Below are 25449 nucleotides of genomic sequence, written 5' to 3' on the forward strand. Positions count from 1 at the left end.
TCGTCAGTGTTCGGTGAAAAAAGAATTCATGGGGCTATCGCTCACAGTGCGGTGAAATCGATTGCCTGATACAAATCGGCGCCAATGCCGGCAAAACTCAACATGGCCGGCAATTGCCCGGCAAAACCCTGGAAACTGTGGTCGCCGCCGGCCTGGATACGCAAGGCGCATGCCCGGTAATACTGCTGGGCGAGGCGATAGTCCAGCGTTTCGTCTGCCGTCTGCAACCATACCTGATAACGCTGTGGATCCCGGGGCGCCGGCACTTCCAGTTCGGCCAGGGCCACCACGTGGTCGTGGGTCATTTCCCAGGTCTCTTCGGTATACAGGTTTTTCTGCGTCCCCAGAAAGCCGTCGAACATCCGGTGCGGGCTGACGGCAGGGTTGATCAACAGGGCTTTCAAGCCATGGCGCTCGGAAAGGTGAGTGGCATAGTAGCCGCCGAGCGAGCTGCCGACCAGCAGTGGCCGCCCCAGCTCGGCAATCGCCTGCTCCAGCTGCTCGATAGCCTGGCGCGGGTGATGGTGCAATGCCGGAACGCGCAAGTGTTCGCTCAGGCCCAGACGCTCCATCACCTCGACCAACTGACAGGCCTTCTTCGACAACGGCGAGCTGTTGAAGCCGTGGATATAAAGGATCGAACCGGACATTTGAGCTCCCTGTGCGTCGGCTAAAGAGGCAGAGTTTACTGTAGGAGCGCGCTTGCTCGCGATGGGCGTCAACGATAACGGTGAAAACCTGGCGCCCCGCGGCGCTCTCAGGCTTTTCGCGAGCAGGCTCGCTCCTGCAAGGGATTTATGAACAACGCAGATCCAATGTGGGAGCGAGCTTGCTCGCGATGGTCGTCAACGATAACGGTGCAAACCTGACGCCCCGCGGCGCTCTCAGGCTAATCGCGAGCGAGCTCGCTCCTACAGGGGGGTCAGTAGCCGTTGGAACCGTAATCCACGGTGAAATCAAACCCGGTGACCCGCTCGACACCCGTTTCCAGCCGCCCATCGGGCAGCAACCGCAGCCAGCGATATCCTGGGGCCTGTTCCCCGACCTTGAAATCCTCACTGCCGGGCTCGAACTGGATGCAGGTCGAGGGCGAGGCGATCAAACGTACGCCGTTGCGCATCCGGTCGATTTCCTGGTGCACATGCCCCCACAACACCGCACGTACCTGCTCGAAGCGATCCAGCACGGCGAACAGCGCCTCGGGATTGCGCAAGCCTATCGGCTCCATCCATGCACAACCGATGGACACCGGGTGATGGTGGAAGCACACCAGATGATGGCGTTCCGGCGCTTCGCTCAATGAGCGGGCGAGCAACTGCAGCTGTTCATCCTGCAAATAACCCGGCACCGAGCCTGGCACCGCCGAATCGAGCAACGTGACCCGCCAGTTGCCGATATCCACCACCGGTTCGAGCAAAGCGCTCTGCACCGCCGCCTTGGCCATGATCTGCGGCTCATCGTGATTGCCGGGAATCCAGCGCGCCGGCGCATCGAGCTGACGCGTCATGTCGCGAAACTGTTGGTAGGACTCCAGCGTCCCGTCCTGGGACAGATCACCCGTGGCCAGGATCAAGTCAATCCGCGGCTGTTGCGCGCGCACCAGTTCGATGACCTTTTGCAGGCTGTCGCGGGTGTTCATGCCCAGCAACGCGCGGTCCGCTTCGGCAAACAGGTGACTGTCGGAGAGTTGCACCAGCAACGCCGGATCGGCGGTGGTCAATGTGGATACGCTCGGCAAGGCGTTCTCCCAGGGCGTGATCACGGGGATGGGTAAGTGCCGCAATTATGCTGGGGGATGACCGAAAGGGGAAACTGTTGAACCTGACACAGTTCACAACTGCGTTGCTCGTTTAACGGACAACTTCGTACTCATGCCCCAGCGCCAGGCAATGGCTCAGCCACTCGCCCAGAAACATGTTCAGCTGGGCCTTTTCGTCCGGCTGGTGCATCGAGGCGTTCGGGTAAGGATAGATGCCGCGAAAGCGTCGTGCATGTTCGGCGCTGACCACTTCGGCCATGCGCGCGTCGTGATAGACCTGCACTTCCAGTTGCGGCACCGGCAGCCAGGGTAGGCTGTGTTCCTGACGCACTTGCAGGGTCGTGGTGTAGGGGCAGGTCAGCAGGACTTCCAGGGCCAGCACACCGAGCATCTGGTCGCCATGGGTCACGGCGATGCGCCGCGCGGCGGGCTCGCTGCGCATGTCCGGCAGCAGTCGCATCAAGCGCGCGTAGTTCGCCTCGCAGGACGCTTGCAGCCCCACCAGGTCCACCCGATAGCGATCGCGCAGCTTGTTTACGACCATAACCCCCTCACTTCAACGCGGTTCAAAGCCAGCCATTGCAAGGCAATGATGCTCGCCGCGTTGGCAATACGCCCGTCGCGCACGGCTTGCAGGGCATCTTCGAAAGCCCAGACCGTGACGCGGATGTCTTCTGCCTCTTCCTCCAGCCCATGCAGGCCGCCAACCCCGGTAGTGTCGCAACGCCCCAGGTACAGATGCACGAATTCGTTGCTGCCGCCCGGCGATGGAAAGTATTTGGTCATCGGCCAGAGCGCCCCGATTTCAAGCCCAGCTTCCTCCTGCGCTTCGCGGTGAGCAACTGCTTCCGGCACTTCATCCTTGTCGATCAGACCAGCGACCAGTTCGATCAGCCACGGGTTGTCAGTCTTGCCCATGGCGCCGACGCGAAACTGCTCGATCAGCACCACTTCATCGCGTTGTGGATCGTAAGGCAGCATGCATACCGCGTCATGGCGAACGAACACTTCACGATTGATCTCGCGACTCATGCCCCCGGCGAACAATTCGTGGCGCAAGTGCACGCGTTCGAGTTTGTAGAAGCCCTCGTAGCACTTTTCGCGCCGCACGATATCAACGGCGGTCGGAATGGCGTTGGCAAAATCCGTCATGAGTATCCTCTTTTACTGCAAATCCTGTTCGAGGTTGCTTTTTTCCTGGGCCTCGACTTCGCGCCATCCTAACGCGCCCGTGACGTTTGATGCAGCCCCTTTCCCGTCAGCGGGATGGACGGTGAGGGCGAAACCCACTCTAATTAGCTTAGTGGCGAACTGACTGCTTTGTTGAGAGTCGAAGCCGGTAACTTTTTGCCTTCCCTGTTTCAGAAAGGACGCTCATGTCGCTTTTCAAAATCGCCTCCGTGGCCGCTATCGCCCTGACCCTGGGCGCTTGCGCGAGCCTGTTCCAGCCCAACTACCGGACGCCGCTGGAAACCACCCGCGACGCCTCCGAGCAACTCAAGCCCGGTTGCAGCAACCCGGATTGCCCCCTGGTCAACATCGACACCCTGCACTTCCCGGACGAACCTGCACTGGACGGCATCATCGAAAAGCGCCTGCTGCAAATGACCCGCACCTCGCCCAACGCGCCGGTCGCCCCGACCCTGGCGGCCTATCGCGAAGAGTTTTTGCGCACCGCCGGCCCGCGCTTCAGCAGCTATCTGCAGGCAAAGGTACGTGAGCAGCATGACGGCTTGGTGATCGTCGAATTGTCCAGCTACCTGGACACCGGCGGTGCCCATGGCACCCCAGGTCGAGGTTTCATCAACTATTCACGCCAACAGCATAAAGTGCTGACGCTGTCGGACATGCTGGTGCCAGGGCAGGAAGACGCGTTCTGGAAAGCCGCGCAAGTGGCGCACAACAGCTGGCTGATCAGCACCAAGCTCGATCAGGAACCGGAGTTCGTGAAGAGCTGGCCGTTCCAGACAACCCAGAACGTGGCGCTGACCTACGGCGGGGTAATCCTCAAATACGAAACCAGCACCATCGCGCCTTACGCGCTGGGCCATGTCGAACTGAAGATCCCCTACCCTCGCCTGAACGGCATCATCAAGCCCGAGCTGTTTCCCGGCCGTAACTGAAGGCCCGACCCAGCACTAGCTGGAGCAACCCTGCCACTACCAGTGCCGGCAGGGTTGCGCCGACATCCGGATACAGGTTGGCCAGCAAATGATAGGTGCTGACCCCGCCCAGCCAGGCGAGCAGCGCCGGCCAGCGCAACGCGGCTGACGCCACCAGGCCACTGCGTTTGCGCAGGATGAAGTGATCCACCAGCACCACGCCGAACAACGGCGCAAACACCGAACCGATCAGCAGCAGGAAGTTCTGGTACTGGGCCAACGGCGCCAGCAGGGCAATCAGCGTGCAGATAACGCCGATGGCCAACGCCAGGTGCTCGACTTTGGCGCGCAACAGAATCCCGCTGGACACCGCCGCCGAGTGAATATCGGCAAAGGCGTTTTCCGATTCATCCAAAAGAATCAGCAGCAGCGGAATCCCCAGGCCGGCGCCGGCCAGCGCCAGCAGCAAGGCATTGACTTCGCCGCTCGGCGCGAACGCCAGGGTATAGGCCACGCCCAGGCTCATCAGCCAGAAATTGCCGATGAAGAAACCGATGGCGGTGCCGCCGAAGACGTTTTTCGCCCGTTTGCCGAAGCGCGAGTAGTCGGCGATCAGCGGCAACCACGAGAGCGGCATGGCAATGGCGATGTCGAAACCCACGGCGAACGGCATCGAACCGTCACCGGCCTGGGCCCACAATGCGGCCAGGTCAGCCTTGGCGAACAGGTTCCAGGTCAGCCAGACACACGCGGCCAGCAGCAGCCAGATACCCCATTTGCGCAGGATCTGGCGCACGAAAGTCAGCGGACCGCTGACCGCGAGCAAGGTCGCAAGGGCACCGAAAAACAGCGTCCACAGCACGGGATTGGACAGCAGGCTACCTTCGTTGAAGGCCTTCGCGCCCAGCAGGCTGGCAGCATCGCGCATGACGATGATTTCGAACGAACCCCAGCCGATCAATTGCAGCAGGTTCAGTACCGCCGGCAGGCTTGCGCCTTTGGCGCCGAGGCTGAGCTTGAGCGCAGCCATCGACGACAGGCCGGTGTCGCTACCGATCACGCCGACCGCCGCCAGCAGCAGAACGCCGACCAGGGTGCCGAGAAAAATCGCCAGCAACGAACCGGACAGGCCAAGGCCTGGCGCGAGCAATGCACCAGTCTGCAGGACCATCAGGCCGATGCCGAGGGAGAACCACAGGGAAAACAGATCGCGGCCGCCGAATACACGCTTGTCGGTCGGCACCGCGATATCGGGGGAGTAAGTGCTGGGTTGAATGCTCAAGGGTGTTATCTCAGAGGGACATTTGTTGTTTGTATGATCGTCATCGCGAGCAAGCTCGCTCCCACAGGGGACTTGCGGCGCTCACAAATCCCTTGTGGGAGCGAGCTTGCTCGCGATGGCGGCGGTGAAAACACCGCCGACCTCAGCTCAGATCAAACTTTCTGATACAGCTGACTGCCTTCCTGCTTGAAGCGCTCGGCCTGTTCGGCCATGCCTTGGGCGACGTCCACGTCGACCGCTTCGATCCGCTGGTTGGCCGCATACTCGCGGACTTCCTGGGTGATCTTCATCGAGCAGAATTTTGGCCCGCACATGGAGCAGAAGTGCGCCACCTTGGCCGAATCCTTCGGCAGGGTTTCATCGTGATACGAACGCGCGGTGTCCGGATCGAGCCCCAGGTTGAACTGGTCTTCCCAACGGAATTCAAAACGCGCCTTGCTCAAGGCATTGTCGCGGATCTGTGCGCCCGGATGCCCCTTCGCCAGATCGGCGGCATGCGCGGCGATCTTATAGGTGATGATCCCGGTCTTCACGTCATCCTTGTTCGGCAGGCCCAGGTGCTCCTTCGGCGTCACGTAGCAGAGCATGGCGCAACCAAACCAGCCGATCATCGCCGCACCGATACCGGAGGTGATGTGGTCGTAGCCCGGCGCAATGTCGGTGGTCAGCGGGCCAAGGGTGTAGAACGGCGCCTCGTCGCAGCATTCGAGCTGCTTGTCCATGTTCTCTTTGATCAACTGCATCGGCACGTGGCCCGGGCCTTCGATCATGCACTGCACGTCGTGTTTCCAGGCAATCTTGGTCAGCTCGCCGAGGGTCTCCAGTTCGCCGAACTGCGCTTCGTCGTTAGCGTCGGCAATCGAGCCCGGACGCAGGCCATCGCCCAGCGAGAAGCTGACGTCGTAGGCCTTCATGATTTCGCAGATGTCTTCGAAATGGGTGTAGAGGAAGTTCTCTTTGTGGTGCGCCAGGCACCACTTGGCCATGATCGAACCGCCACGGGAAACGATACCGGTCACACGCTTGGCGGTCATCGGCACGTAGCGCAACAGCACCCCGGCGTGGATGGTGAAGTAGTCGACGCCCTGCTCGGCCTGCTCGATCAGCGTGTCGCGGAACAACTCCCAGGTCAGGTCTTCGGCCACGCCGCCGACTTTTTCCAGGGCCTGGTAGATCGGCACCGTACCGATCGGCACCGGCGAGTTACGGATGATCCACTCGCGGGTTTCGTGGATGTGCTTGCCCGTGGACAGGTCCATGACCGTGTCCGAACCCCAGCGAATGCCCCAGGTCAGTTTCGCCACTTCTTCTTCGATGGACGAACCCAGTGCACTGTTGCCGATGTTGCCGTTGATCTTCACCAGGAAGTTACGGCCGATGATCATCGGTTCCAGTTCGGTGTGGTTGATGTTGGCCGGAATGATCGCGCGGCCACGGGCGATTTCGTCACGGACGAATTCCGGGGTGATGATTTTCGGCACACTGGCGCCGAAGCTGTGACCGGCGTGTTGCTGGTCCAGCAGGCCGGCGGCGCGGGCCACTTCCAGCTTCATGTTTTCGCGGATGGCGACGTATTCCATCTCGGCGGTGATGATGCCTTTGCGCGCGTAGTGCATCTGGCTGACGTTGGCGCCCGGCTTGGCGCGGCGCGGGTTGTTGACGTGGGCGAAGCGCAGCTTGGTCAGCTCCGGATCGGCAAGTCGCTCCTGGCCAAAATTCGAACTCAGGCCGCTCAGGCGCTCGGTGTCGCCACGGGATTCGATCCACGGCGAACGCACATCGGCCAGGCCTTTGCGCACATCGATGATGACATTGGGGTCGGTGTACGGGCCCGAGGTGTCATACACCACCACCGGTGCGTTGACCTCGCCACCGAAGTCGGTCGGCGTCACGTCCAGGCTGATTTCGCGCATCGGCACGAGGATGTCCGGGCGAGTGCCCTGAACATAGATTTTTTGCGAGCGGGTAAACGGCTGAACCGATTGCTGATCGACCTTGGCCGAATCACTCAGGTTGGTGGCGATTTTTGCTTTTGTAGTCATCACGGGCTCTCCAGACACACATCCAGGCAGTGGATTTTTGTCGGAGCGAACCTGTAAACGAATGGACGCACGGGCGCTGGGAAAACCAGCTGTGCTGTGCTCAGTGCTCGAGGGGTGTTCGATTGTCGAACAACATCCCGGACGAAGCACAAGAGGACTCGCCGGGTGACGAGAAATCTTGTTCCCTACGCAGGCGCTAACCTGATCAGGTTCAACGGGATCCGAAATTATTCGATCTCAGCCTCAAAGCAAGGCACCCCGACAAGAACCCGGCCAGTCTAGACACAACTGGCAAAGAACGCCAACCCCACGGCAAACACCATGATGAATGGCGTAATTACACGCAGTATCAGGATTGTTGCCGTCCGAATGCACAACTACACTCGCTACGCTGAGCCGCGCATTGACGCTGTCAAAGCAGGGCCTTAGCCTTGGCGCTCAAATTACCTCTGTAATATCAATTCTAGGGATCGTCTATGCTGCGCAAACTCTCACTGGCCCTCGCCGTGTCTTGTGCGTCCAACGGAATGGCCTGGGCAGCAGATGTGCCCTTATCGGCCAAGACGGACCTGGTCAGCGTGTATCAAGAAGCCGTCAACAACAACGCCGACCTGGCGGCTGCCATCGCCCAATATGGCGCACAGAAAGAAGTCGTGCCCCAGGCCCGCGCCGGGCTGCTGCCGAACCTCTCGGGCGGCGCCAATGTTTCCGAGGTGCGTACGTCGCTCGATCAACCTTCGGGCACGACCAACCGCGACGCTCATTCCTACCAGGCCACTTTGGCGCAGCCGTTGTTCCGCGCCGATCGCTGGTTCCAGTTCCAGGCCGCCAAGGAAGTCAACGAACAGGCCGCCCTGCAACTCTCGGCGACCGAGCAAAACCTGATCCTGCAAACCGCTGACAGCTATTTCAACGTGCTGCGCAGCCAGGACAACCTGGCCTCGACCAAGGCCGAAGAAGCGGCGTTCAAACGCCAGCTCGATCAATCCAACGAACGTTTCGATGTCGGCCTCTCGGACAAGACCGACGTATTGAACTCACAAGCCAGCTACGACACCGCACGCGCCAACCGCATCGTTGCGCAGCGCCAGGTGGACGACGCCTTTGAAGCATTGATTACCCTGACCAACCGTCAGTACAACTCGATCTGGGGCATCAGGCATGACTTGCCGATCCTGCCGCCAGTACCGAACGATGCCAAGGCCTGGGTCGAAACCGCGGGCAGGCAGAACCTCAATCTGTTGGCCAGCAACTATGCCGTCAGCGCCGCCGAGCAAACCCTCAAGCAACGCAGGTCCGGGCACTTGCCAACGGTTGACGCGATCGCCAAGTACGAGAAAGGCGACAACGACGCACTGGGCTTCAGCAACCCGAACAACCTGCCCCAGGCGTATGGCGGCAACGTCGAGCAAACGACCGTGGGCCTGCAACTGAACATCCCGATCTACAGCGGTGGCCTGATCAACTCCCAGGTGCGTCAGTCCTATGCACAACTGGACCAGACCGAACAGCAACGCGAATCCCTGCGCCGCAGCATCGTGGAAAACACCCGCGACCTGCACCGCGCGGTGAACACCGATGTCGAGCAGGTACAGGCGCGCAAGCAATCGATCATCTCCAACCAGAGCGCGGTGGAAGCGACTGAAATCGGCTATCAGGTGGGTACGCGAAACATCGTCGACGTGCTGGATGCGCAGCGCTCGCTCTACACCTCGGTGCGCGACTACAACAACACCCGCTACGACTACATCCTCGACAACCTGCGCTTGAAGCAACAGGCCGGCACGTTGAATCCGGGGGACCTGCAAACCCTGGCTCGCTGGCTCAACCCCAACTACAACCCGGACAAGGACTTCCTGCCTCCGGATCTGGCCAAGGCGGCAGAGGAGCAGTTGAAAGCGAGACCTTGACCATCAGAGTTCAAGGCAGCACAAACCTTGTGGGAGCGAGCTTGCTCGCGATAGCTGACTGACAGGCAACTTAGGTGTTGGATGTACAGCCGCCATCGCGAGCAAGCTCGTTCCCACAGGATCAGCGGCGAACTGAAGACTTGTCGATCAACCGCCCCAACCCGTCCAGCAACCGCTGCAACGCCCCCTGATTGGTGCGCATCACCGTCAACCCAGCTTCAGCCATGCGCTGCGCATCTCGCGGCAGTTCGAACAGTCGCTGCACCGCCACCGCCAGCCCTTCGGCATCTTCCACTTCCTGCAACGCCCCGGCACTGCGCAACTGCGCGGCGATTTCGAGGAAGTTGAAAAGATGCGGACCGCTCAACACCGGTTTAGCCAGGGCCGCCGGCTCCAGCAGGTTATGCCCGCCATTCGGCACCAGGCTGCCACCGACAAATGCGCTGTCCGCCAGAGCGTAGAGAAACAGCAACTCGCCCATGGTGTCGCCCAGCAGCACTGAAGTATTCGCACTGACCGCATCGCCGCTGGAGCGCCGAACCGTGGCAAACCCTTGTTGCTGACACAACCCGAACACCGAATTGAAGCGCTCAGGATGACGCGGCACCAAAATCAGCAGGGCATCGGGGTGACTGGCCAACAACTGACGGTGGGCCGCCAGCACCACCTCGTCTTCGCCGTCATGAGTACTGGCCGCGATCCACACCGGTCGTTCCAGCGCCTGCCATTGCCCGCGCAACTCAACGGCGCGCTCCAGCAGTTGCGGGTCGATGGTCAGGTCGAACTTGATCGAACCGGTCACTTCGACGGTTTCCGTCCGCGCACCCAGGTCGCGCAAGCGCTGGGCCTCGGCTTCGGTCTGCACCGCGAACAGACTCATCTCGGCCAGCATCGGCTGGGTCAGCCTGGGGAACCGGCCGTAACCTCTGGCCGAACGCTCGGACAGCCGCGCATTGGCCAACGCCACGGGGATCCCGCGCTTGGCACATTGATGGATGTGGTTGGGCCACAGTTCGGTTTCCATGATCACCGCCAGTTTCGGCTGGACCCGATCAAGGAAGCGCCGGGCAGCGCAAGGCAGGTCATAGGGCAGATAGCAGTGCTGGATGCGCGGCTCATTGGCGAACAGTGCATGGATGCGTTCCGAACCGGTCGGGGTCATGCAGGTCACGGTGATCGGCAGATCCGGATAACGCGCCAGCAAGGCGCGAATCATCGGTGCGGCCGCAATGCTTTCGCCCACCGACACGGCGTGCACCCAGATGCCGCCCGGTTTCATCGTCGGCATCCCGTAGGAAAAGCGCTCGCCGATGCGCCTGGCATACGCCGGCGCCTTGCGCGCGCGCAGCCAAAGCCGAATCGCTACCAATGGCAGCCCCAGATAAAACAGCGCGGTGTAGAGAGTTCTATTCATGGCGGCGGAGTTTATCGGCTTTTTTCGCCTATCGTCTGCAAGTGCACGGCAAAACGTTCGGCGAGCCAGCGCGCGGCCGGACCGAGCGGTTCATCCCGGCGCCATACCAGTTCCACCACCAGGGCCGGCGGGGTCCATTCGCTGACCAGTTCGACCATCTGGTTCTGATAGGTCGGGTACTGCACTACGTGGCGCGGCAACCAGGCCCAGCCAAGGCCGCGCACCAGCCATTCGGCCATCACATAGAAGCTGTCGGCGCGCCAGACCTGCGGGCTGGCCGGATCACTGCCGGGATAAATGCTCGACTCTGTGGACATCAGCAACTGCCGATGTTGCGCCAGTTGCTGGCCGTCCACTACGCCCTTGCGCGCCAACGGATGATCCTTGCCGCACACTGTGACCATTTCCACGCTGCCCAGCACCCGCCGCTCAAGTGCCTCGGGAATCTGATCGTGAAAGAACAGCAACCCCAGATCGGCGCGCCGCTCCACTAGCTTGCGCGCGACATCGCCTTGGGCGGCGCTGGTCAGTTGCACTTCAAGGCTGGGGAATTTTTCCGCCAGGGCTTCGAAGCTTTCGATGATCGGCTGATAAGGCATCGCCTCATCCTGCGCCACACGCAGTCGAGCTTCCTGTCCGCGCATCATCGCCAGCGCCCGGCCATTGAGCCGTTCGCACTGGCGCAACACTTCCCGCGCTTCGTCCAGCAAAGCCGTGCCGGCTTCAGTGAGTTTCGGCTGACGGCCGCTGCTGCGGTCGAACAGGCTGACGCCCAGGTCTTCTTCCAGCAGCGCTATCGAACTGCTGACCGCCGACTGCGCCTTGCGCTGATCGCGCGCAACAGCAGAAAACGAACGCTGCTCCGCTACGCTCACAAACAACCGCAGCTGCTCCAGATTCCATTGCATGCTCATGGCTCAACCCATCTCTCAAACAGATAGGTAATGACTTTACCGCATCTGGCGAATCTCTAGAATGCCGACCTCAGAGAGCAACACTTCACACGAGGATTGACCCATGACCGCTTACTACTACCTGGCCATTGCCATCTGCGCCGAAGTGATTGCCACTGTTTCGATGAAAGCGGTCAAAGGCTTCAGCACCCCGCTGCCACTGGTGCTGGTCATCGTCGGGTACGGGATCGCCTTCTGGATGCTGACCCTGGTGGTGCGCAGCGTTCCGGTGGGCGTGGCGTACGCCGTGTGGGCCGGCATGGGAATCGTGATGGTCAGCGTCGCGGCCCTGTTTATCTATGGGCAGAAGCTGGACGTGCCGGCGATGATGGGGATGGCGCTGATTGTGCTGGGTGTCGTGGTCATCCAGCTCTTCTCCAAGACTGCCGGGCACTAGAGCTCGAAACACGATCCCCTGTGGGAGCGAGCTTGCTCGCGATGACGGCATGGCATTCAGCATCAATGTTGACTGACCCACCGCTATCGCGAGCAAGCTCGCTCCCACAGGGTTACTCGTTGGCTCGAGAGTACTGGCGTCAGCCCCTCCAATCTTCGAGTCTGTATACTGCGCCCTCGTCTTGAACACAGAGGTCGCCGAATGCCATCCGTTATTTCCACCGACGTGCTGATTGTCGGCGCTGGTGTCGCCGGCCTCTGGCTGAATGCGCGCCTGCGTCGCCAGGGTTTTTCGACCGTGCTGGTGGAAAGCGCCAGCCTCGGCGGCGGGCAGAGTGTCAAGTCCCAGGGCATCATCCACGGGGGCGCCAAATACGCGCTGCATGGCGCCCTGACCGGTGCCTCGGAAGCCATCGCCGACATGCCGCGCCGCTGGCGTGAAGCCTTGGCTGGCGACGGCGAACTGGACCTGTCCGGGGTGCGACTGTTGTCCGAAGCTCATTACCTCTGGTCCCCTGGCACCCTCGCCGGCAACCTCACCAGTTTCTTCGCCAGCAAAGCCGTGCGCGGCCGCGTCGATCAGGTCAAGGGCGAGCAATTGCCGCCAGCCCTGCAGGACAAACGTTTCAAGGGCAAGGTCTATCGCCTGGCGGAACTGGTGGTCGACGTGCCAAGCCTGATCCAGCGCCTGGCCGACCTGGCCGGAGATGGCTTGCTCGCCGGGCAGAAGATCGAGCCGCTGCTCGAAGGCGGCGTGCTGGTCGGCCTGAAGGTGGACGAGCGCGAGATCCGTGCCCAACGCATCGTCCTGAGCGCCGGCGCCGGAACCGCGGCATTGCTTGAAACGCTGGGCCTGAGCCAGCCCGCCATGCAGCGCCGCCCGTTGCACATGATCATCGCCAAGGGGCCAAGCCTCAAACCGCTGTACGCCCACTGCCTGGGTGGTGGCACCAAACCGCGCATCACCGTGACCACGCACCCGGCGGCGGATGGCCAATGGGTCTGGTACCTGGGCGGCGATATCGCGGAATCCGAAGGCGTGACCCGTGAGCCCGCCGAGCAGATCGCCACCGCACAGAAAGAACTAGGTCAATTGCTGCCATGGATCGACCTGAGCACAGTGCAATGGGCCACCTTGCGCGTGGATCGCGCCGAACCGCTGCAATCAGGCCTGACCCGTCCCGACAACGCCTTTGTGGCCGAGGAAGGCCGACTGCTGGTGGGCTGGCCGACCAAACTCGCCCTGGCACCGGACTTCGCCGACCGCGTGATCGCCAGCCTGACCCGCGACGATATCCAGCCAAGCCACCCGGCAGCACTGCCTGAACTGCCGAAGCCGCCGATGGGCGTACCGGCCTGGGAGCAACTGCTGCCATGACCCAACCGACCCTGCACGACCTGCATCGCCCGTTGGGCAGCACCGGCCTGCTGGTTTCACCCCTGGGCCTGGGCACCGTGAAACTGGGCCGCGACCAAGGGGTGAAGTACCCCAACGGCTTCCAGATTCCCGATGACGATGAAGCACGCAGGCTGCTCAAACTCGCCCGCGACCTGGGCATCAACCTGATCGACACCGCCCCGGCCTATGGTCGCAGCGAAGAACGCCTCGGCCCGTTGCTGCGCGGTCAGCGTCAGGATTGGGTGATTGTCAGCAAGGTCGGCGAAGAGTTTGCCGACGGCCAGTCCCGTCACGATTTCAGCGCCGCGCACACTCGAATGTCGGTGGAACGCAGCCTTCACCGCCTGGAAACGGACTTCATCGACCTGGTGCTGGTGCACTCCGATGGCAACGACCTGGCGATCCTCAATGACTGCGAAGTCTACGACACCCTCGCTGCGCTCAAGGCCGAAGGCAAGATTCGCGGTTTCGGGTTTTCCGGCAAAACCGTCGACGGTGGCCTCAAGGCACTGGAGCAAGGCGATTGCGCGATGGTCACCTACAATCTGAACGAACAAAACGAGAAGGCCGTCATTGACTATGCTGCTGCACACGGCAAAGCCATTCTGGTCAAGAAAGCCCTCGCCAGTGGTCATGTCTGCCTGAGTCCGGGCGTGGATCCGGTGCGCGCCAGTTTCGAGTTGTTGTTTGAACATCCGGGTGTTGCCAGTGCTATTGTCGGGACCATCAATCCGCTGCACCTCGCCCACAATGTCGCGACCGTTGCCCAGGTCCTACGTAGCCACTGACGCCGCCCACGCGGCCTTAAGCAGGAGCCGACATGTCGCGTACGCTCATCAGAAAGAACCCGAGCAACTTCAAGACCCTGCCGTTATTCGTCGAAGCGACCCCCGAAGGCCTGGCTTATCAGAGCGTCGGCAGGCCGCTGAATTTTTCCCAGACTCTGCAACGTCGTCGGCCGGTGACGGTTGGCGACAGCGAACGGTTTGCCCTGGAGTTGGCCAACCTCGGGGTTTCGGTGCGCCTGACCCTGCATTGGCAGAATCGCGACTATTGGGTGCTGGTGCGCCAACGCCGGCAGGACCGTGGCGATGTGGTGCTCAAGCTGATCTCCGGTTACGTGCCCGCCCATGAACTGAATCTGCCCTTGCACACGGCGATCCAGGAGATAGCCGAAGAATGCCTGCTGGAAACCCCGGAAGGCTGGCTCGGTGGGCGGTTCAACGACACCTGGCTGCCAGCGCCCTACTCGGCCGCCCTGCATTACCGTGAAGCCCTGCCGTTTCGCTTGTCGCCACTGTCTGGCTCGGCGCGACCGGTACGTTGCGCCAACCTGATGCTGATGGAGCGTCCGCGGGCTTACGTGCATTTGCCAACAGCGTCACTGCAACTGATCTACGACTTGCGCCTGGACGTTCCCAAGGAAGCCAAATCCCTGAGCCTGTTCCATGTCGATGAACGACTGGAAGGCGATCAACTCGTCGCCCGCCTCGACCGCAAGCGCCCCGATCTGTACTTGATGCCCCTGCAGGACGGCCACCCGATGGCTGAGCTCTACACCTTGAAAAAGGATCAGCTGTGTCCCGCCAGCACGCGCGGACTGTACCTGGCCGAGAGTTTTGCCCGACAGGAAGGCTGGCTGGTTCGCGACGAGCGAATTCGCTGGAAGGACTGGGTGAGGCAGCAGGGCCTGACCCCGCCGGGGAAGGATTCAGGTCTGGCGCGGTTACGCGGGAAGGCCAAGCTGTTGCTGAAGAAAATAGTGCCGCGTAAAGTGGCACGATAGGAAGATCACGTGGATTCTTGTGGCGAGGGGGCTTGCCCCCGTTCGGCTGCGAAGCAGTCGGAGAACCCTTGCATGCGGTGTACCTGATACCCCGCAGCTGCAGGTTTTAGGGTCGCTTCGCAACCCAACGGGGGCAAGCCCCCTCGCCACAGCAAGCCCCCTCGCCACAGGTGGCCGCAGATTATTCAGACTTGCGGATCTTCTCGACAATCGCGGTGGTCGAGCTGTTTTCCACCAGCCCCAGCACTTTCACGGTACCGCCATAGGCCGTCACGATGTCCGCGCCGACCACCTGGTCGATGCCGTAGTCGCCGCCCTTGACCAGCACGTCCGGTTTGACCGCGCTCAGCAGGTTTTCCGGGGTGCCTTCCGAGAAGCTGATCACCCAGTCCACCGCACCCAGGCCGGCCAGTACGGCCATGCGCCGGTCGACACTGTTGATCGGACGGCCTGGCCCTTTCAGGCGGCTGACCGATGCATCGTCGTTGATCGCCACGATCAGGCGATCGCCTTGGGCCCGCGCCTGCTCCAGATAGGTCACATGACCAGCGTGCAGGATGTCGAAGCAACCGTTGGTGAACACGATCCGCTCGTTGTGCGCGCGGGCATCATCGACCGCCAGCAACAGCTGCTCAAGGCCCAGCACTCCACGCTCGGAACCTTCCTCGCGCTGAATCGCACGACGCAGTTCAGGCGCACTGATGGCCGCCGTACCGAGCTTGCCGACCACAATACCGGCCGCCAGGTTGGCCAGGGCCACCGCGTGGGGCAACTCCTCACCCGCAGCAATCGCGGCCGCCAGGGTGGAAATTACTGTGTCGCCGGCACCGGTCACGTCAAACACTTCACGGGCCCGGGCCGGCAAGTGCAGCGCTGGATGATCCGGGCGCAGCAAGGTCATGCCGTGCTCGCCACGGGTCACCAGCAAGGCACCGAGGTCCAGGTCGTGCATCAGTTGCGCGCCCTTGCTCACCAATTCGTGCTCATCGGCGCAACCACCGACGATGGTTTCGAATTCGTTGAGGTTTGGCGTGATCAGGCTCGCACCACGGTAGATCGAGAAATCCTTGCCCTTGGGATCGGCCAGCACCGGAATGCCGCGGGCACGGGCAGCCTGGATCAGCGCCTGATGGTTTTTCAGCGCGCCTTTGCCATAGTCGGACAGCACCAGCACCTTGATGCCTTCGAGCAACTCATCGACCTGCGCGGCCAGCGCCAGCGCGTCGGTGGCGAAGGGCTCTTCGAAGTCGATGCGCAGCAATTGCTGGTGACGGCTCATGACCCGCAGCTTGACGATGGTCGGCTGGTGCGCAATGCGCTGGAAGATGGCCCGCACGCCGGCGCCCTTGAGGCTGTTGACCAGGCTGTTGGCGGCTTCATCGTCGCCGGTGACACCGACCAGCGAAGCCGGAGCCCCCAGGGCGGCAATGTTCAAGGCAACGTTGGCAGCACCGCCCGGGCGGTCTTCGATGTGATCGACCTTGACCACCGGCACCGGTGCCTCAGGAGAAATCCGTGAGGTACCACCATGCCAGTAACGGTCGAGCATGACATCGCCGACTACCAAGACAGGGGCTTGATCGAATCGCGGCATGGACAACTTCATGGTGCAACCCACATACAGAATGAACAGGGGCGCGATATTAACACAGGGTTGGTGTCGGCTAGTGCGGTGGCTGCAACCGGATGATTCGCCAACATTTTTTGCTCATTTTTTGAGCAATAAACCCGCTAGGCGAAATCAACAAAGTCACGGTAGTGGCTGACCGGTTTCGACGGGAGTGCGAAAGGGCGAGCCAGGCTCGCCCCTTCGGGGTCAGGCGATGTCTTCGGCCGGGGCGTCGAGGCCCATCGCGTTGAGGCGCGAGTAGTAGCCGTTTTGCGCCAGCAGTTGTTCATGGGTGCCGCGCTCGACGATTTTCCCCTGATCCATGACCAGGATCAGATCGGCCTTCTCGATGGTCGACAGGCGGTGAGCGATCACCAGCGTGGTGCGACCTTTCATGACCTGGTCCAGGGCTGCCTGAATATGCCGCTCGGACTCGGTATCGAGCGCCGAAGTCGCCTCATCGAGGATCAGCAGCGGAGCATTCTTCAACAGTGCCCGGGCAATCGCCAGGCGCTGGCGCTGCCCACCGGACAGCAGCACGCCGTTTTCCCCGACCTGGGTGTCCAGGCCTTCAGGCAATTGAGCGATGAAGTCCATCGCGTAGGCATCCTTGGCCGCCTTTTCAATGTCTTCACGGGGTGCGCCAGCCAGATCGCCATAGGCGATGTTGTTGGCCACGGTATCGCTGAACAGGGTCACGTGCTGAGTCACCTGGGCGATATGCCGACGCAGGTTCAACAGCTTGTACTGCTCCACTTCGACGCCATCGATCAGGATTTCGCCCTTGTCGTGGTGATAGAAACGCGGAATCAGGTTGGCCAGGGTCGACTTGCCGCTGCCCGAACGTCCCACCAACGCCACCATTTGCCCGGGCTCGACCGAGAAACTGATGTCATTGAGCACCTGACGCTCGGTGGCAGGGTAGGTAAAGCTGAGGTTGCGCACATCCAGGCGACCGCTGACCACATCACGCTCGACGGTGCCGGTATCGACTTCAGGCTGGACATCCAGTTGCTCGAAGATACTTTCAGCGCCGGCCACACCCTTCTGGATGGTCGAGCTGACTTCGGACAGCTGGCGAATCGGCTTGGGCAGCAGGCCAGCCAGGGTGATGTAGGCCACCATGTCGCCGGCCGACGCATCGCCCCGCAGGAACAGCACCAGGAACATCAGCACGGCCATGGCGGTGTAGATCACCAGTTGCAGCAACGGCGTGTAGATGGCGCCGGTGCGGGTCATGCGCAATTGCTTGTCGGTGTTGCCCTGGCTGGCATCGAAGAAGCGTTTCTCTTCGTACTTTTCACCGCCGAAGCTGCGCACCACGCGATAGCCCTGGATTGTTTCGGACGCCACATGCGTCACGTCCCCCATGGCCAGCTGGATTTTCTTGCTCTGCTTGCGGAATTTCTTGCTGGCCGTGCGCACCATCAGGGCGATCAACGGCAGGATGGCGACCATGACCAGCGTCAGGCGCCAGTTCATGTACAACAGCGAGGCAAACAGGAAGATCACCGTCATGCCTTCACGGATTACGACCTTGATCGCATCTGTTGCCGCCCCCGTGACCATGGTCACGTTGAAGGTAATACGTGAAATCAGGTGCCCCGAGTTATGCTTGTCGAAATACCGGTTTGGCAACACCAGCAGGTTGTTGAACAACTGGACCCGCAAGTCATGGACCAGGCCCAGGGAAACCTTGGCCAGGAAGTAGTTGCCCAGGTACGACCCCAACCCCTGCCACGCGGCGATCAGGATGATCAACAATGGCACCGCCTGCAGCAGTTGCAGATCCCGCAGGTAGGGCACTGTTGGAAACAGCACCGCTTCAGGATTGGATAGACCGTCGACGAAGTACTTGAGAATGTAGCCCAGCATTGGCTGTGTCGAAGCGAAAATCAGAAAACCGACGATGCTGATCAGAAACAGGCTGATATACGGCCGGACATAGCCGAGCAGGCGGAAGTAGATTTTCAAGCTCGATGGGCTTGCGCAGAGACTGGAGTCGGTCATATCACGCGAATGTCGATGAAAAGGACGCTGACTTTACCACAGCTTCCCCAGGGTTCTGGCAATCGCATACAGTCTGTGTATTGTGGCGCGTCAAACAGCCACCAGATGTCCCTGCCTTGGTATGATCGCTCAATTCAGGAATAAGTTACCCAGCATGCAATTAAACGTTTTGAACAGCACGTCCAACAGAATCTTCGATTTCATTTGTTTGTGGATCCTTCCGCTCGGTTATTTGTTCCTGCTTTGTGCGCTGTTTTTCCTGCCGGGGCGCAGTGTGCATCACAAGCTTTATTATGGCCTGTTCAGCATTCCGGCACTCTTTGCACTGTGCCTGCGGCCGCGGCTCGGCAAAGAGTTGCTGCGCGAGCCGATCGTCATTGCAGCCCTGCTATTTATGGCGTGGGCACTGCTCAGCCTGTGCTGGAGGCCAGACGACGACATCGACTTTGGCCAGTTCAAACCGCCATTGCACACCTTGTTGCTGTTCGTAGGCTGCTACCTGCTGGTGCGCTTTCGCAGCGAAATCATCCAGCCCCTGCTGTTCTGCGCCGCAACGGTGGCATTGGTCATCTCTGCCTACAACCTGTACAGGTTCGACCAGATCTACCAACCGGAAATGCGCTTGATCGGTGTAGGCGCATTCGACAATCCACTGCTCAGCTCCCACGTTTTCGGCTTTTTTTGTACCTATTGGCTGAGCCTGAGCATGACCTGCAAGCGACGCCAGGTACTTTGGCTGAGCGTACCGGCGATGGCGATCATGTTTGCCGCAGTGCTGGCCACCGGCTCCAGGACCCCACTGGTTGCACTGACGCTGGCGGCGCTATGGCTGTGTTTCATCTGCTGGAATCGACGCTCGGTCTTCATGCTTGGCGCCATGTTCTTCGCCGGTACGGCGACTTTCGCGTTGTTTGCGGACAAAATCTTCGAAAGAGGCAGTTCCTTCCGCATCGAGCTCTGGCAATTGACCCTGAACCGGATCGCTGAACACCCATGGATCGGGCACGGTTACAACGCCGCACTGAGACTGGACCCCGGCGTAGGCTACAACCTTCAGGAACCCCATAGCTTTGCCCTGGGCGTGCTCTACTACGTCGGCATTATCGGCCTGCTGCCATGGCTGTTCTTTGTTGTATGGAGCTTCATCAGCAGCCGGCGCCATCGTGTGCAACCGCTGTTTATCATCGCCTCAGCCTGGCTGGCCTTCGGTATCGGTGCAGGCCTGACTGAAGGTGGCGGGATCATCTCTCGCCCCAAGGAGCACTGGTTCCTGCTATGGATCCCCTTGGCGCTGATTGCCGCATTGAGCATCAATCAACGTGCCCGGCGCCTGCTGGACACGCCGATCAAGACGGCGACACCAAGCGCCCTGCAACAGCTGACTGCCGATGCCAGGGTCATCGAAGAGGATGGTCTGGGCCCAAAGGTCCTGCGCCTGACCGATGGCAGTTTTCTCAAGCTGTTCCGTCGCCGTCGCTGGTATACCTCGGGCAGTTTCACGCCCTACTCCGATCGGTTTGCCGTCAATAGCGTGCAACTGCGCGGCATGGGCATCCCGACACCGCACATCCTCGACCTTTACCGGTTCGAAGACGGCAGCACCGCCGTGCATTACTCCCCGTTGCCAGGCAACACGCTGCGCCAGATCCTGCAAGGCATCACCGCCCCGGCGGTGCGCCAGGCACTGGTGGAGCGCTTCGGTAAATTCATGGCTCAACTGCACCAGCAAGGGGTCTACTTCCGCTCCCTGCACCTGGGCAATGTGCTGGTGCTGGAGGACGGCGAGTTCGGCCTGATCGACCTGGCCGACCTGCGAATTTACCCCTCGGCATTGAGCCCTTCCCTGCGTCGGCGTAATCTGCGCCACATGCAGCGCTATGCATCGGATCGGCATTGGTTGTTCGAGGATCACTTCGAAGCACTGCTGCTGGGATACGCCGCGACGGCCTCGAAAGCCGACGTGGATAATTTGCACAGGCACGTGCTGGCCGGTAGTCCTCCGGCCCAGGCTCACTGATGACAGAAACCAACCCGCTTATCGCGATGGCGGCCTACCTGCTCGCCATCGCGACCGCTGCGCTACTGTTGCGCAGCGTGCCGAAAATCCCCCGAGAGCTGGAGCATTGGGGCGAAAGCCGCTTTGCCGGCATCGACGGCTTACGCGGGTATCTGGCCTTCGGCGTGTTCGTGCACCACTCGATCATTACCTGGATCTTTCTGAAAACCGGCGTGATCGACTTTCCACCGAGCAACTTCTACTCGCAGCTCGGCCAGGGTAGCGTCGCCCTCTTTTTCATGATCACCGGCTTTCTGTTCTGGAACCGCTTGCTCACCCACGGACGGCAGCACGACTGGCTGGCATTTGCGGTATCCAGGCTGTTTCGCCTCTACCCGCTCTACCTGCCGCTGATGTTGACCGTGTTTGTCTGTGTGTTCTATTTGCAGGACTGGGAACTCAAGGACTCCGGCACCCAACTCATTGGCCAGACCCTGGCCTGGCTGATCTTCGACCGGCCAGACGTCAACCAGTACCACCAGACCGGCATGCTGATCTCCAACGTCACCTGGACGCTGGGGTACGAGTTGTTTTTCTACCTGGCCCTGCCACTGGCCGCCATGGTGTTCATTTATCGCGGCGGCTGGATGCAGACGGTGCTGTGCCTGATCGGCATCTATACCCTGTACCAGGTTGTCGGCTGGGAACACTCGCTGAAGAAGCACTTCCTGGCCAGCTTCCTCGGCGGCATCGCTGCGGCGTACTGGATTCGCCGTCCACAATGCGTCGCCTGGAGCCTGTCTCCACTGGCGGGCATCGTCGCCCTGCTCGCGCTGGCGATCGCCTTTACGGCGTTCAACCGGGCATTCAACCTGGGGGCGCTGCTGCTGCTTTCACTGTTCTTTGTGATCGTGGCGTCCGGCAATACCTTGTTCGGCGCCCTGAGACCACGCAGCATCCGCTGGCTGGGGGAAATCAGCTACAGCACGTATCTGCTGCACGGTTTCGTGCTCTGGGTACTGGTGCAGCGACTACCGCCGATATTGCACCTTGATGTCCGGCAAGCCTGGGTCTTCCTGCCGTTGCTGGCCGTGTGCAGTTGCCTGCTGATCATCATCAGCAGCCTGGCTTACCTGTACATCGAAAAGCCCGGTATCAATGCCGGCAAGAAAACCCTGCACTGGTTGCGCCAGAACAGGAAGCCGAGGAAAGAACTTCCGGAGGAAACAGCTCAACAACGTTGAGCCGTTTCCGGGGCATGCCTCCGAGGACAATGCCCCGCCTTCCCCCCCTTGAATCCAGCCTCTGACTCAGTCTTTCTCCAGCCGTGAGAAATACATCCGGCCCAGCCCACGCCAGGTTTTCTTGTTCCAGGCCTTGAATGGAATCTGCGCCAGCAACTCCCGCGCCAGCTTGCGATCACGGTTGGCGGTCTTGAGGAACATGGAATTGAGGAACTTGTAGCGCACCTCGTCATACAGCGGGTGATCGCTGAAGAGCGCGTAGGTGCGCAGGATGCTATCGATCATGAAGCGGTGATTCTTGTAGGAGTTGGTGGCGTGCTTGCGATAGCGCGCCATCAACACATTCAGACCGTCGATGAAGTAACCGGCATGGGTCACCTTCAGCTCGATCAGCAAGTCTTCCAGGCGAATGGTCGGGTCGAAACCGCCCACCTTGTCCAGCGCTTCGCGGCGGATCATCAGGGTGGGCGCCGGAGGATAGGGCTTGCGCTCGAGGAACATGTCGTCGAAATCCAGACGACGGAACGGCACATCCCGACGCTGGCGCTTCTCGGGGTAGAGATTGCCGTCGGCATCGATCAGTTCGATGTTACCGGCGCAAATGCCGACCTCGGGCTTGCCCTCCATATGCGCGACCTGAGTGGCGATTCGCTCCGGCAGCATGATGTCATCCGAACCGAACGGCACGATCAGGCTGCCCTTGGCCCGGGCAATTGCACCGTTGAGGGTGTTGGTCAGCCCCTGGTTTTCCTGAACCCGGAAGTCGAAGCCATGGATGGCCTGCAATGCCTTGATCCGCTCGACGCTGTCATCCTTCGAGCCGTCGTCGACCACCAGCAACTCGATGTTCCGATAGGTCTGGTTGAGGACGCTGAGAATGCTTTCCTCGATGTAAGGGGCATGGTTGTACGACGCGATGATGACTGTGACGATGGGTTGCGCGTCGTTCATGGCTGCTCCTTGCGGGCCTGCTCCAGGCCGGAATCGATCAGATTGAGGTATTCGCGACGGAACTCCTCAATGTCATGGTGTTGCTGCAGATAACGGAAGGACTGCTCGCCCTTGGCCTTGAGCTCGTCATCCGAAAGGCCAAGATAAGTGTCCAGCGCCGCCTGCAGCGTCGGCACATCCTTCGGCGTAATCGCCAGGCCACCGGCCCCCTCGATGAGCGGCAACATGGCCGGCACGTTCGAGGCGATCACCGGCAAATGCCCGCTCATGCCTTCGAGCAGCGCCAGCCCGAGGCCTTCGGCCAAAGAAGGCATGGTCCAGATGTCGAAAGCTCGAATGTACTGCAGGGCAATTTCCTTGAACCCCAGCAAATGGGCGCGACCGCTGAGGCCGAGGCGGTCGATTTCCGCGGCCAGACGCGACTCTTCGCGGCCGGCACCAATGATCGCCAGTTGGGTATTGGGGTATTTGTCCTTGAGTGCCGCGAAGGCCTGCAGCAAATAGATATGGCCCTTGACCGGCACCAGTCGCCCCAACGCACCGATCAGCCGCACCGACGGATCGATGCCCAGCATTTCACGGGCCTTTTCACGACTGTGTTGCAGACCTTCGGCCTGCTCGATGTCGATGGCATTGGTGATGGCATAGGTATTCTGATCGGTGAAGCCACAGTCACAGTCCAGCAGATACTGTTTCACCGCTGGCGACACGCCGACGAAGCGCCAGTGACGATCAATCAGGCGCTGGGTCTGGCGGCGCCGGTAAAAACGGTCGTACTCGCCAAAGCCGTGGGAAATGCCGATGCACAACGGCACTTTCAACCAGCGGTTGAGCGCCAGCATCATGTTCACCGGCTTGAAGCGGTTGCAGATCACTACATCGAATTTTTCCCGACGGCAGAACTTGTACAGCTGCCACATGGCCCGCAGGCGCATGCCCTTGAGGGACTTGTCGGAAAATTCGAAGTACACCGAACGGTCGGCTCGGCTCACTGCTTCGCCCGGCCCGGGTTTGCCGCGCAGAAACGCGGCGGTCACTTCATAGCGATCACTGGGTAGGGCCTTGACGATTTGCTCCGCGAGGTCGGCGAAATCATGGGCTTTGACGTTGTAGTCAGGCTGCAGTTGCAGGACCTTTGACCGCTGACTCATAACTCTCCCCGCTGAGAAACATTGCCTGGTGTGTGCTTGATGGACCACAAAAGCTCGTGGCGCCGGACGGCCTTGCGAAAGAATTCGTTCTGGCCATAGGTGGACGGCAACCGGCCGGCCAACAAACGTTGTATCAACCGACGCAAGCGACGCTTGAACGGCATCGCCGATTGCAGGTCGTGCATCATGCCCAACGCCATGGCCTTGTCTCGCTGCTGCTCCAGTGGCAAGGGCAGGCAATAAGGCTGCATCGGTTGGGCCGGATCGAAGGCCGGCGGCAAGGCGATGCCATCACCGGTATCACCCATCGGCCAGCGGTCGTTGTCGTGCAGGTGGTTGGCATAGCCCAATAGCGTGGTCGGCTGCCAGTCCAGGCCTTGCAAGGCTTCGAGAACTGCCGCCTGGGCGCAGACATGGTCGGGATGCGGATCGAGGGTCGGATGCGGCAGGACGATGACCTCGGGGCGGGCCCGCAGCAGCAACTCACGCAGATCCGCCAGCAGATTGTTCCAGGTCGGCGCGCCATCGGCATCGCCCGGCAGCGTGAAAGGATTCAACTGACGGAACAGCCGGGTATCGTCCAGGTCCGCTTCCCGCGATCCCGCGGCCACCGCAGGCGCGGCCTGCATGCTCGCCAGTTGCAGGCAGAAATAACCCAGTTGTACGCAGCGGGCCTCGGGTACACCGGCCCAACGTGGCACGGTGATGCTGTCCCAGGTGCGCAGGCGGCCTTTCAAGCGGGCCGCATCGACCTTGTTCAGTCCCATCTGCCGGTAGTGTTCGGCTTCGATTTCGCCCGCTGTCAGCGTGACGATCCAGGTTTCGTCGGCCTGGCTGTACAAACCGTAGGCTGCCAGCTCGGCATCATCGGCGTGGGGCGCGATGACCATCACCCGTTGACGCCGATAATCCGGATGTTCCAGCGCCCACAGCACAGGCTCACCGAACACACGACAGAAACGCCCGCGCAAGCGCAGCTCGCCACGCGACAGCGCCTGAGCCTGACCACTGAGATTGAGGTAACGCAGGCCGTTTACGCCTCGTTCGAAGGTTTGTCGGTCAGGGTTTTCGCCCCCCACCAACTCGACCACTGGATCGATAAAACGTCCCAGCCAGGTGCTTTTCACCCGCAGGGCCAGCACCAGCGTCGCATCGTCGACCAGCATCACGCCCTCGTCCAGCCGCAAATGTTCACCGTTCAGGTGCACCTTGGGCTGGGGCGTGTAGGGGGGAAAGCTGTACTGGTAATCGTCTTTCGGTGAGTAGAACAGGTGGTCGGCAAACCAGGCTTCGTGGGCAACCCAACCCAGAACCGCCAGCACCAGCGGCAACCACCAGGCCACCAGTACACCCATGACGATCAACAGCACCAGCGCAATCAGCAGGCCGATACGTTTATTGCGCCGATGGCGCTTGAGCAGTTGCTGTTTGCGGCTCATGGTTTG

21 protein-coding genes and 1 riboswitch are annotated in these 25449 nt (G+C 60.9%); of the genes, 8 read left to right on the top strand and 13 right to left on the bottom strand.

Annotated features, from left to right (window positions below; translation table 11 throughout):
* Window positions 1–41 precede the first annotated feature (41 nt).
* The 4 genes from AC1Q6Y_RS10550 to AC1Q6Y_RS10565 all read right to left on the bottom strand — a co-directional run bounded on the left by AC1Q6Y_RS10550 (window position 42) and on the right by AC1Q6Y_RS10565 (window position 2911).
* Window positions 42–650 carry a YqiA/YcfP family alpha/beta fold hydrolase gene (locus AC1Q6Y_RS10550; protein WP_492624521.1) on the bottom strand — a complete coding sequence of 203 codons (609 nt, stop codon included), beginning with the start codon at window positions 648–650 and terminating at the stop codon, window positions 42–44.
* Between the two features lie 272 nt (window positions 651–922).
* A complete protein-coding gene (gene cpdA, locus AC1Q6Y_RS10555) occupies window positions 923–1738 on the bottom strand; it encodes a 3',5'-cyclic-AMP phosphodiesterase (RefSeq protein WP_492624522.1) in 816 nt (271 codons plus the stop codon).
* 112 nt (window positions 1739–1850) lie between these two features.
* Window positions 1851–2303: a DUF1249 domain-containing protein gene (locus tag AC1Q6Y_RS10560; protein WP_007977461.1), complete on the bottom strand. Its 453-nt coding sequence runs from the start codon at window positions 2301–2303 to the stop codon at window positions 1851–1853.
* Entirely contained in the window at window positions 2294–2911 is a 618-nt protein-coding gene (locus tag AC1Q6Y_RS10565) for an NUDIX domain-containing protein (RefSeq protein ID WP_057712264.1), read from the bottom strand. The genes AC1Q6Y_RS10560 and AC1Q6Y_RS10565 overlap by 10 nt, the downstream gene beginning before the upstream one ends.
* A gap of 224 nt (window positions 2912–3135) precedes the next feature.
* Here AC1Q6Y_RS10565 and AC1Q6Y_RS10570 point away from each other — a divergent pair, with 224 nt between their 5' ends.
* On the top strand, window positions 3136–3882 hold the full coding sequence (locus AC1Q6Y_RS10570) for an RsiV family protein (RefSeq protein ID WP_223501870.1): 747 nt from the start codon (window positions 3136–3138) through the stop codon (window positions 3880–3882).
* Here the strand turns inward: AC1Q6Y_RS10570 and cytX are convergent.
* Window positions 3851–5143, bottom strand: coding sequence for a putative hydroxymethylpyrimidine transporter CytX (gene cytX, locus AC1Q6Y_RS10575; RefSeq protein ID WP_492624523.1), 1293 nt, complete (start codon window positions 5141–5143; stop codon window positions 3851–3853). The two genes, AC1Q6Y_RS10570 and cytX, sit on opposite strands and share 32 nt — an antisense overlap.
* A gap of 152 nt (window positions 5144–5295) precedes the next feature.
* A complete protein-coding gene (gene thiC, locus AC1Q6Y_RS10580; RefSeq protein WP_008063536.1) occupies window positions 5296–7185 on the bottom strand; it encodes a phosphomethylpyrimidine synthase ThiC in 1890 nt (629 codons plus the stop codon).
* A 165-nt stretch (window positions 7186–7350) separates the two neighbouring features.
* Window positions 7351–7456, bottom strand: a riboswitch (TPP riboswitch).
* A 205-nt stretch (window positions 7457–7661) separates the two neighbouring features.
* Between thiC and AC1Q6Y_RS10585 the strand changes: the two genes are divergently transcribed.
* Window positions 7662–9095, top strand: coding sequence for a TolC family outer membrane protein (locus tag AC1Q6Y_RS10585; protein ID WP_090452786.1), 1434 nt, complete (start codon window positions 7662–7664; stop codon window positions 9093–9095).
* 121 nt (window positions 9096–9216) lie between these two features.
* Here the strand turns inward: AC1Q6Y_RS10585 and waaA are convergent, their stop codons facing one another.
* Together waaA and AC1Q6Y_RS10595 are read right to left on the bottom strand one after the other, a co-directional pair.
* Window positions 9217–10509, bottom strand: a complete 1293-nt coding sequence (gene waaA / locus AC1Q6Y_RS10590; RefSeq protein WP_492624524.1) for a lipid IV(A) 3-deoxy-D-manno-octulosonic acid transferase — start codon at window positions 10507–10509, stop codon at window positions 9217–9219.
* Between the two features lie 11 nt (window positions 10510–10520).
* Window positions 10521–11423, bottom strand: a complete 903-nt coding sequence (locus tag AC1Q6Y_RS10595; protein ID WP_218495196.1) for a LysR family transcriptional regulator — start codon at window positions 11421–11423, stop codon at window positions 10521–10523.
* Between the two features lie 103 nt (window positions 11424–11526).
* Between AC1Q6Y_RS10595 and AC1Q6Y_RS10600 the strand changes: the two genes are divergently transcribed.
* The 4 genes from AC1Q6Y_RS10600 to AC1Q6Y_RS10615 all read left to right on the top strand — a co-directional run bounded on the left by AC1Q6Y_RS10600 (window position 11527) and on the right by AC1Q6Y_RS10615 (window position 15043).
* Entirely contained in the window at window positions 11527–11859 is a 333-nt protein-coding gene (locus AC1Q6Y_RS10600; protein ID WP_150811907.1) for a DMT family transporter, read from the top strand.
* 201 nt (window positions 11860–12060) lie between these two features.
* Complete coding sequence (locus tag AC1Q6Y_RS10605) at window positions 12061–13236, top strand: NAD(P)/FAD-dependent oxidoreductase (RefSeq protein WP_407515007.1); 1176 nt, start codon at window positions 12061–12063, stop codon at window positions 13234–13236.
* A complete protein-coding gene (locus AC1Q6Y_RS10610; protein ID WP_492624525.1) occupies window positions 13233–14045 on the top strand; it encodes an aldo/keto reductase in 813 nt (270 codons plus the stop codon). The genes AC1Q6Y_RS10605 and AC1Q6Y_RS10610 overlap by 4 nt, the downstream gene beginning before the upstream one ends.
* A 32-nt stretch (window positions 14046–14077) precedes the next feature.
* Window positions 14078–15043 carry a metal ABC transporter ATPase gene (locus AC1Q6Y_RS10615; protein ID WP_492624526.1) on the top strand — a complete coding sequence of 322 codons (966 nt, stop codon included), beginning with the start codon at window positions 14078–14080 and terminating at the stop codon, window positions 15041–15043.
* A 181-nt stretch (window positions 15044–15224) separates the two neighbouring features.
* Here the strand turns inward: AC1Q6Y_RS10615 and hldE are convergent, their stop codons facing one another.
* Both hldE and msbA read right to left on the bottom strand, forming a co-directional pair.
* On the bottom strand, window positions 15225–16649 hold the full coding sequence (gene hldE / locus AC1Q6Y_RS10620) for a bifunctional D-glycero-beta-D-manno-heptose-7-phosphate kinase/D-glycero-beta-D-manno-heptose 1-phosphate adenylyltransferase HldE (RefSeq protein WP_090452776.1): 1425 nt from the start codon (window positions 16647–16649) through the stop codon (window positions 15225–15227).
* Window positions 16650–16859: 210 nt separating this feature from the next.
* On the bottom strand, window positions 16860–18662 hold the full coding sequence (msbA, locus tag AC1Q6Y_RS10625; RefSeq protein WP_492624527.1) for a lipid A export permease/ATP-binding protein MsbA: 1803 nt from the start codon (window positions 18660–18662) through the stop codon (window positions 16860–16862).
* Window positions 18663–18816: 154 nt separating this feature from the next.
* On the opposite strand from msbA, the gene AC1Q6Y_RS10630 reads away from it, so the two are divergent.
* Entirely contained in the window at window positions 18817–20679 is a 1863-nt protein-coding gene (locus tag AC1Q6Y_RS10630; protein WP_492624528.1) for an O-antigen ligase family protein, read from the top strand.
* Entirely contained in the window at window positions 20679–21902 is a 1224-nt protein-coding gene (locus tag AC1Q6Y_RS10635) for an acyltransferase family protein (protein WP_057712278.1), read from the top strand. Before AC1Q6Y_RS10630 ends, AC1Q6Y_RS10635 begins: the two co-directional genes overlap by 1 nt.
* Before the next feature lie 66 nt (window positions 21903–21968).
* Here the strand turns inward: AC1Q6Y_RS10635 and AC1Q6Y_RS10640 are convergent, their stop codons facing one another.
* Genes AC1Q6Y_RS10640 through AC1Q6Y_RS10650 form a run of 3 tightly spaced genes read right to left on the bottom strand, consistent with a single transcriptional unit; the run spans window position 21969 to window position 25443 of the window.
* Window positions 21969–22853, bottom strand: coding sequence for a glycosyltransferase (locus AC1Q6Y_RS10640; protein ID WP_102669306.1), 885 nt, complete (start codon window positions 22851–22853; stop codon window positions 21969–21971).
* On the bottom strand, window positions 22850–24004 hold the full coding sequence (locus tag AC1Q6Y_RS10645; RefSeq protein WP_150754789.1) for a glycosyltransferase family 4 protein: 1155 nt from the start codon (window positions 24002–24004) through the stop codon (window positions 22850–22852). The genes AC1Q6Y_RS10640 and AC1Q6Y_RS10645 overlap by 4 nt, the downstream gene beginning before the upstream one ends.
* The gene (locus AC1Q6Y_RS10650) at window positions 24001–25443 is read right to left on the bottom strand and encodes a PIG-L deacetylase family protein (protein WP_492624529.1); all 1443 of its coding nucleotides are present in this window, start codon (window positions 25441–25443) and stop codon (window positions 24001–24003) included. Before AC1Q6Y_RS10650 ends, AC1Q6Y_RS10645 begins: the two co-directional genes overlap by 4 nt.
* Window positions 25444–25449 lie beyond the last annotated feature (6 nt).

It is taken from the genome of Pseudomonas sp. GW823-FHT06E10 (genome assembly GCF_058794995.1).

Bases quoted from the DNA above. Each gene is read 5' to 3' on its own strand.
- AC1Q6Y_RS10550 (WP_492624521.1), bottom strand. From the start codon at position 650: ATGTCCGGTTCGATCCTTTATATCCACGGCTTCAACAGCTCGCCGTTG.
- AC1Q6Y_RS10560 (WP_007977461.1), bottom strand. From the start codon at position 2,303: ATGGTCGTAAACAAGCTGCGCGATCGCTATCGGGTGGACCTGGTGGGG.
- AC1Q6Y_RS10565 (WP_057712264.1), bottom strand. From the start codon at position 2,911: ATGACGGATTTTGCCAACGCCATTCCGACCGCCGTTGATATCGTGCGG.
- AC1Q6Y_RS10570 (WP_223501870.1), top strand. From the start codon at position 3,136: ATGTCGCTTTTCAAAATCGCCTCCGTGGCCGCTATCGCCCTGACCCTG.
- thiC (WP_008063536.1), bottom strand. From the start codon at position 7,185: ATGACTACAAAAGCAAAAATCGCCACCAACCTGAGTGATTCGGCCAAG.
- AC1Q6Y_RS10585 (WP_090452786.1), top strand. From the start codon at position 7,662: ATGCTGCGCAAACTCTCACTGGCCCTCGCCGTGTCTTGTGCGTCCAAC.
- waaA (WP_492624524.1), bottom strand. From the start codon at position 10,509: ATGAATAGAACTCTCTACACCGCGCTGTTTTATCTGGGGCTGCCATTG.
- AC1Q6Y_RS10595 (WP_218495196.1), bottom strand. From the start codon at position 11,423: ATGAGCATGCAATGGAATCTGGAGCAGCTGCGGTTGTTTGTGAGCGTA.
- AC1Q6Y_RS10600 (WP_150811907.1), top strand. From the start codon at position 11,527: ATGACCGCTTACTACTACCTGGCCATTGCCATCTGCGCCGAAGTGATT.
- AC1Q6Y_RS10605 (WP_407515007.1), top strand. From the start codon at position 12,061: ATGCCATCCGTTATTTCCACCGACGTGCTGATTGTCGGCGCTGGTGTC.
- AC1Q6Y_RS10610 (WP_492624525.1), top strand. From the start codon at position 13,233: ATGACCCAACCGACCCTGCACGACCTGCATCGCCCGTTGGGCAGCACC.
- AC1Q6Y_RS10615 (WP_492624526.1), top strand. From the start codon at position 14,078: ATGTCGCGTACGCTCATCAGAAAGAACCCGAGCAACTTCAAGACCCTG.
- hldE (WP_090452776.1), bottom strand. From the start codon at position 16,649: ATGAAGTTGTCCATGCCGCGATTCGATCAAGCCCCTGTCTTGGTAGTC.
- msbA (WP_492624527.1), bottom strand. From the start codon at position 18,662: ATGACCGACTCCAGTCTCTGCGCAAGCCCATCGAGCTTGAAAATCTAC.
- AC1Q6Y_RS10630 (WP_492624528.1), top strand. From the start codon at position 18,817: ATGCAATTAAACGTTTTGAACAGCACGTCCAACAGAATCTTCGATTTC.
- AC1Q6Y_RS10635 (WP_057712278.1), top strand. From the start codon at position 20,679: ATGACAGAAACCAACCCGCTTATCGCGATGGCGGCCTACCTGCTCGCC.
- AC1Q6Y_RS10640 (WP_102669306.1), bottom strand. From the start codon at position 22,853: ATGAACGACGCGCAACCCATCGTCACAGTCATCATCGCGTCGTACAAC.
- AC1Q6Y_RS10645 (WP_150754789.1), bottom strand. From the start codon at position 24,004: ATGAGTCAGCGGTCAAAGGTCCTGCAACTGCAGCCTGACTACAACGTC.
- AC1Q6Y_RS10650 (WP_492624529.1), bottom strand. From the start codon at position 25,443: ATGAGCCGCAAACAGCAACTGCTCAAGCGCCATCGGCGCAATAAACGT.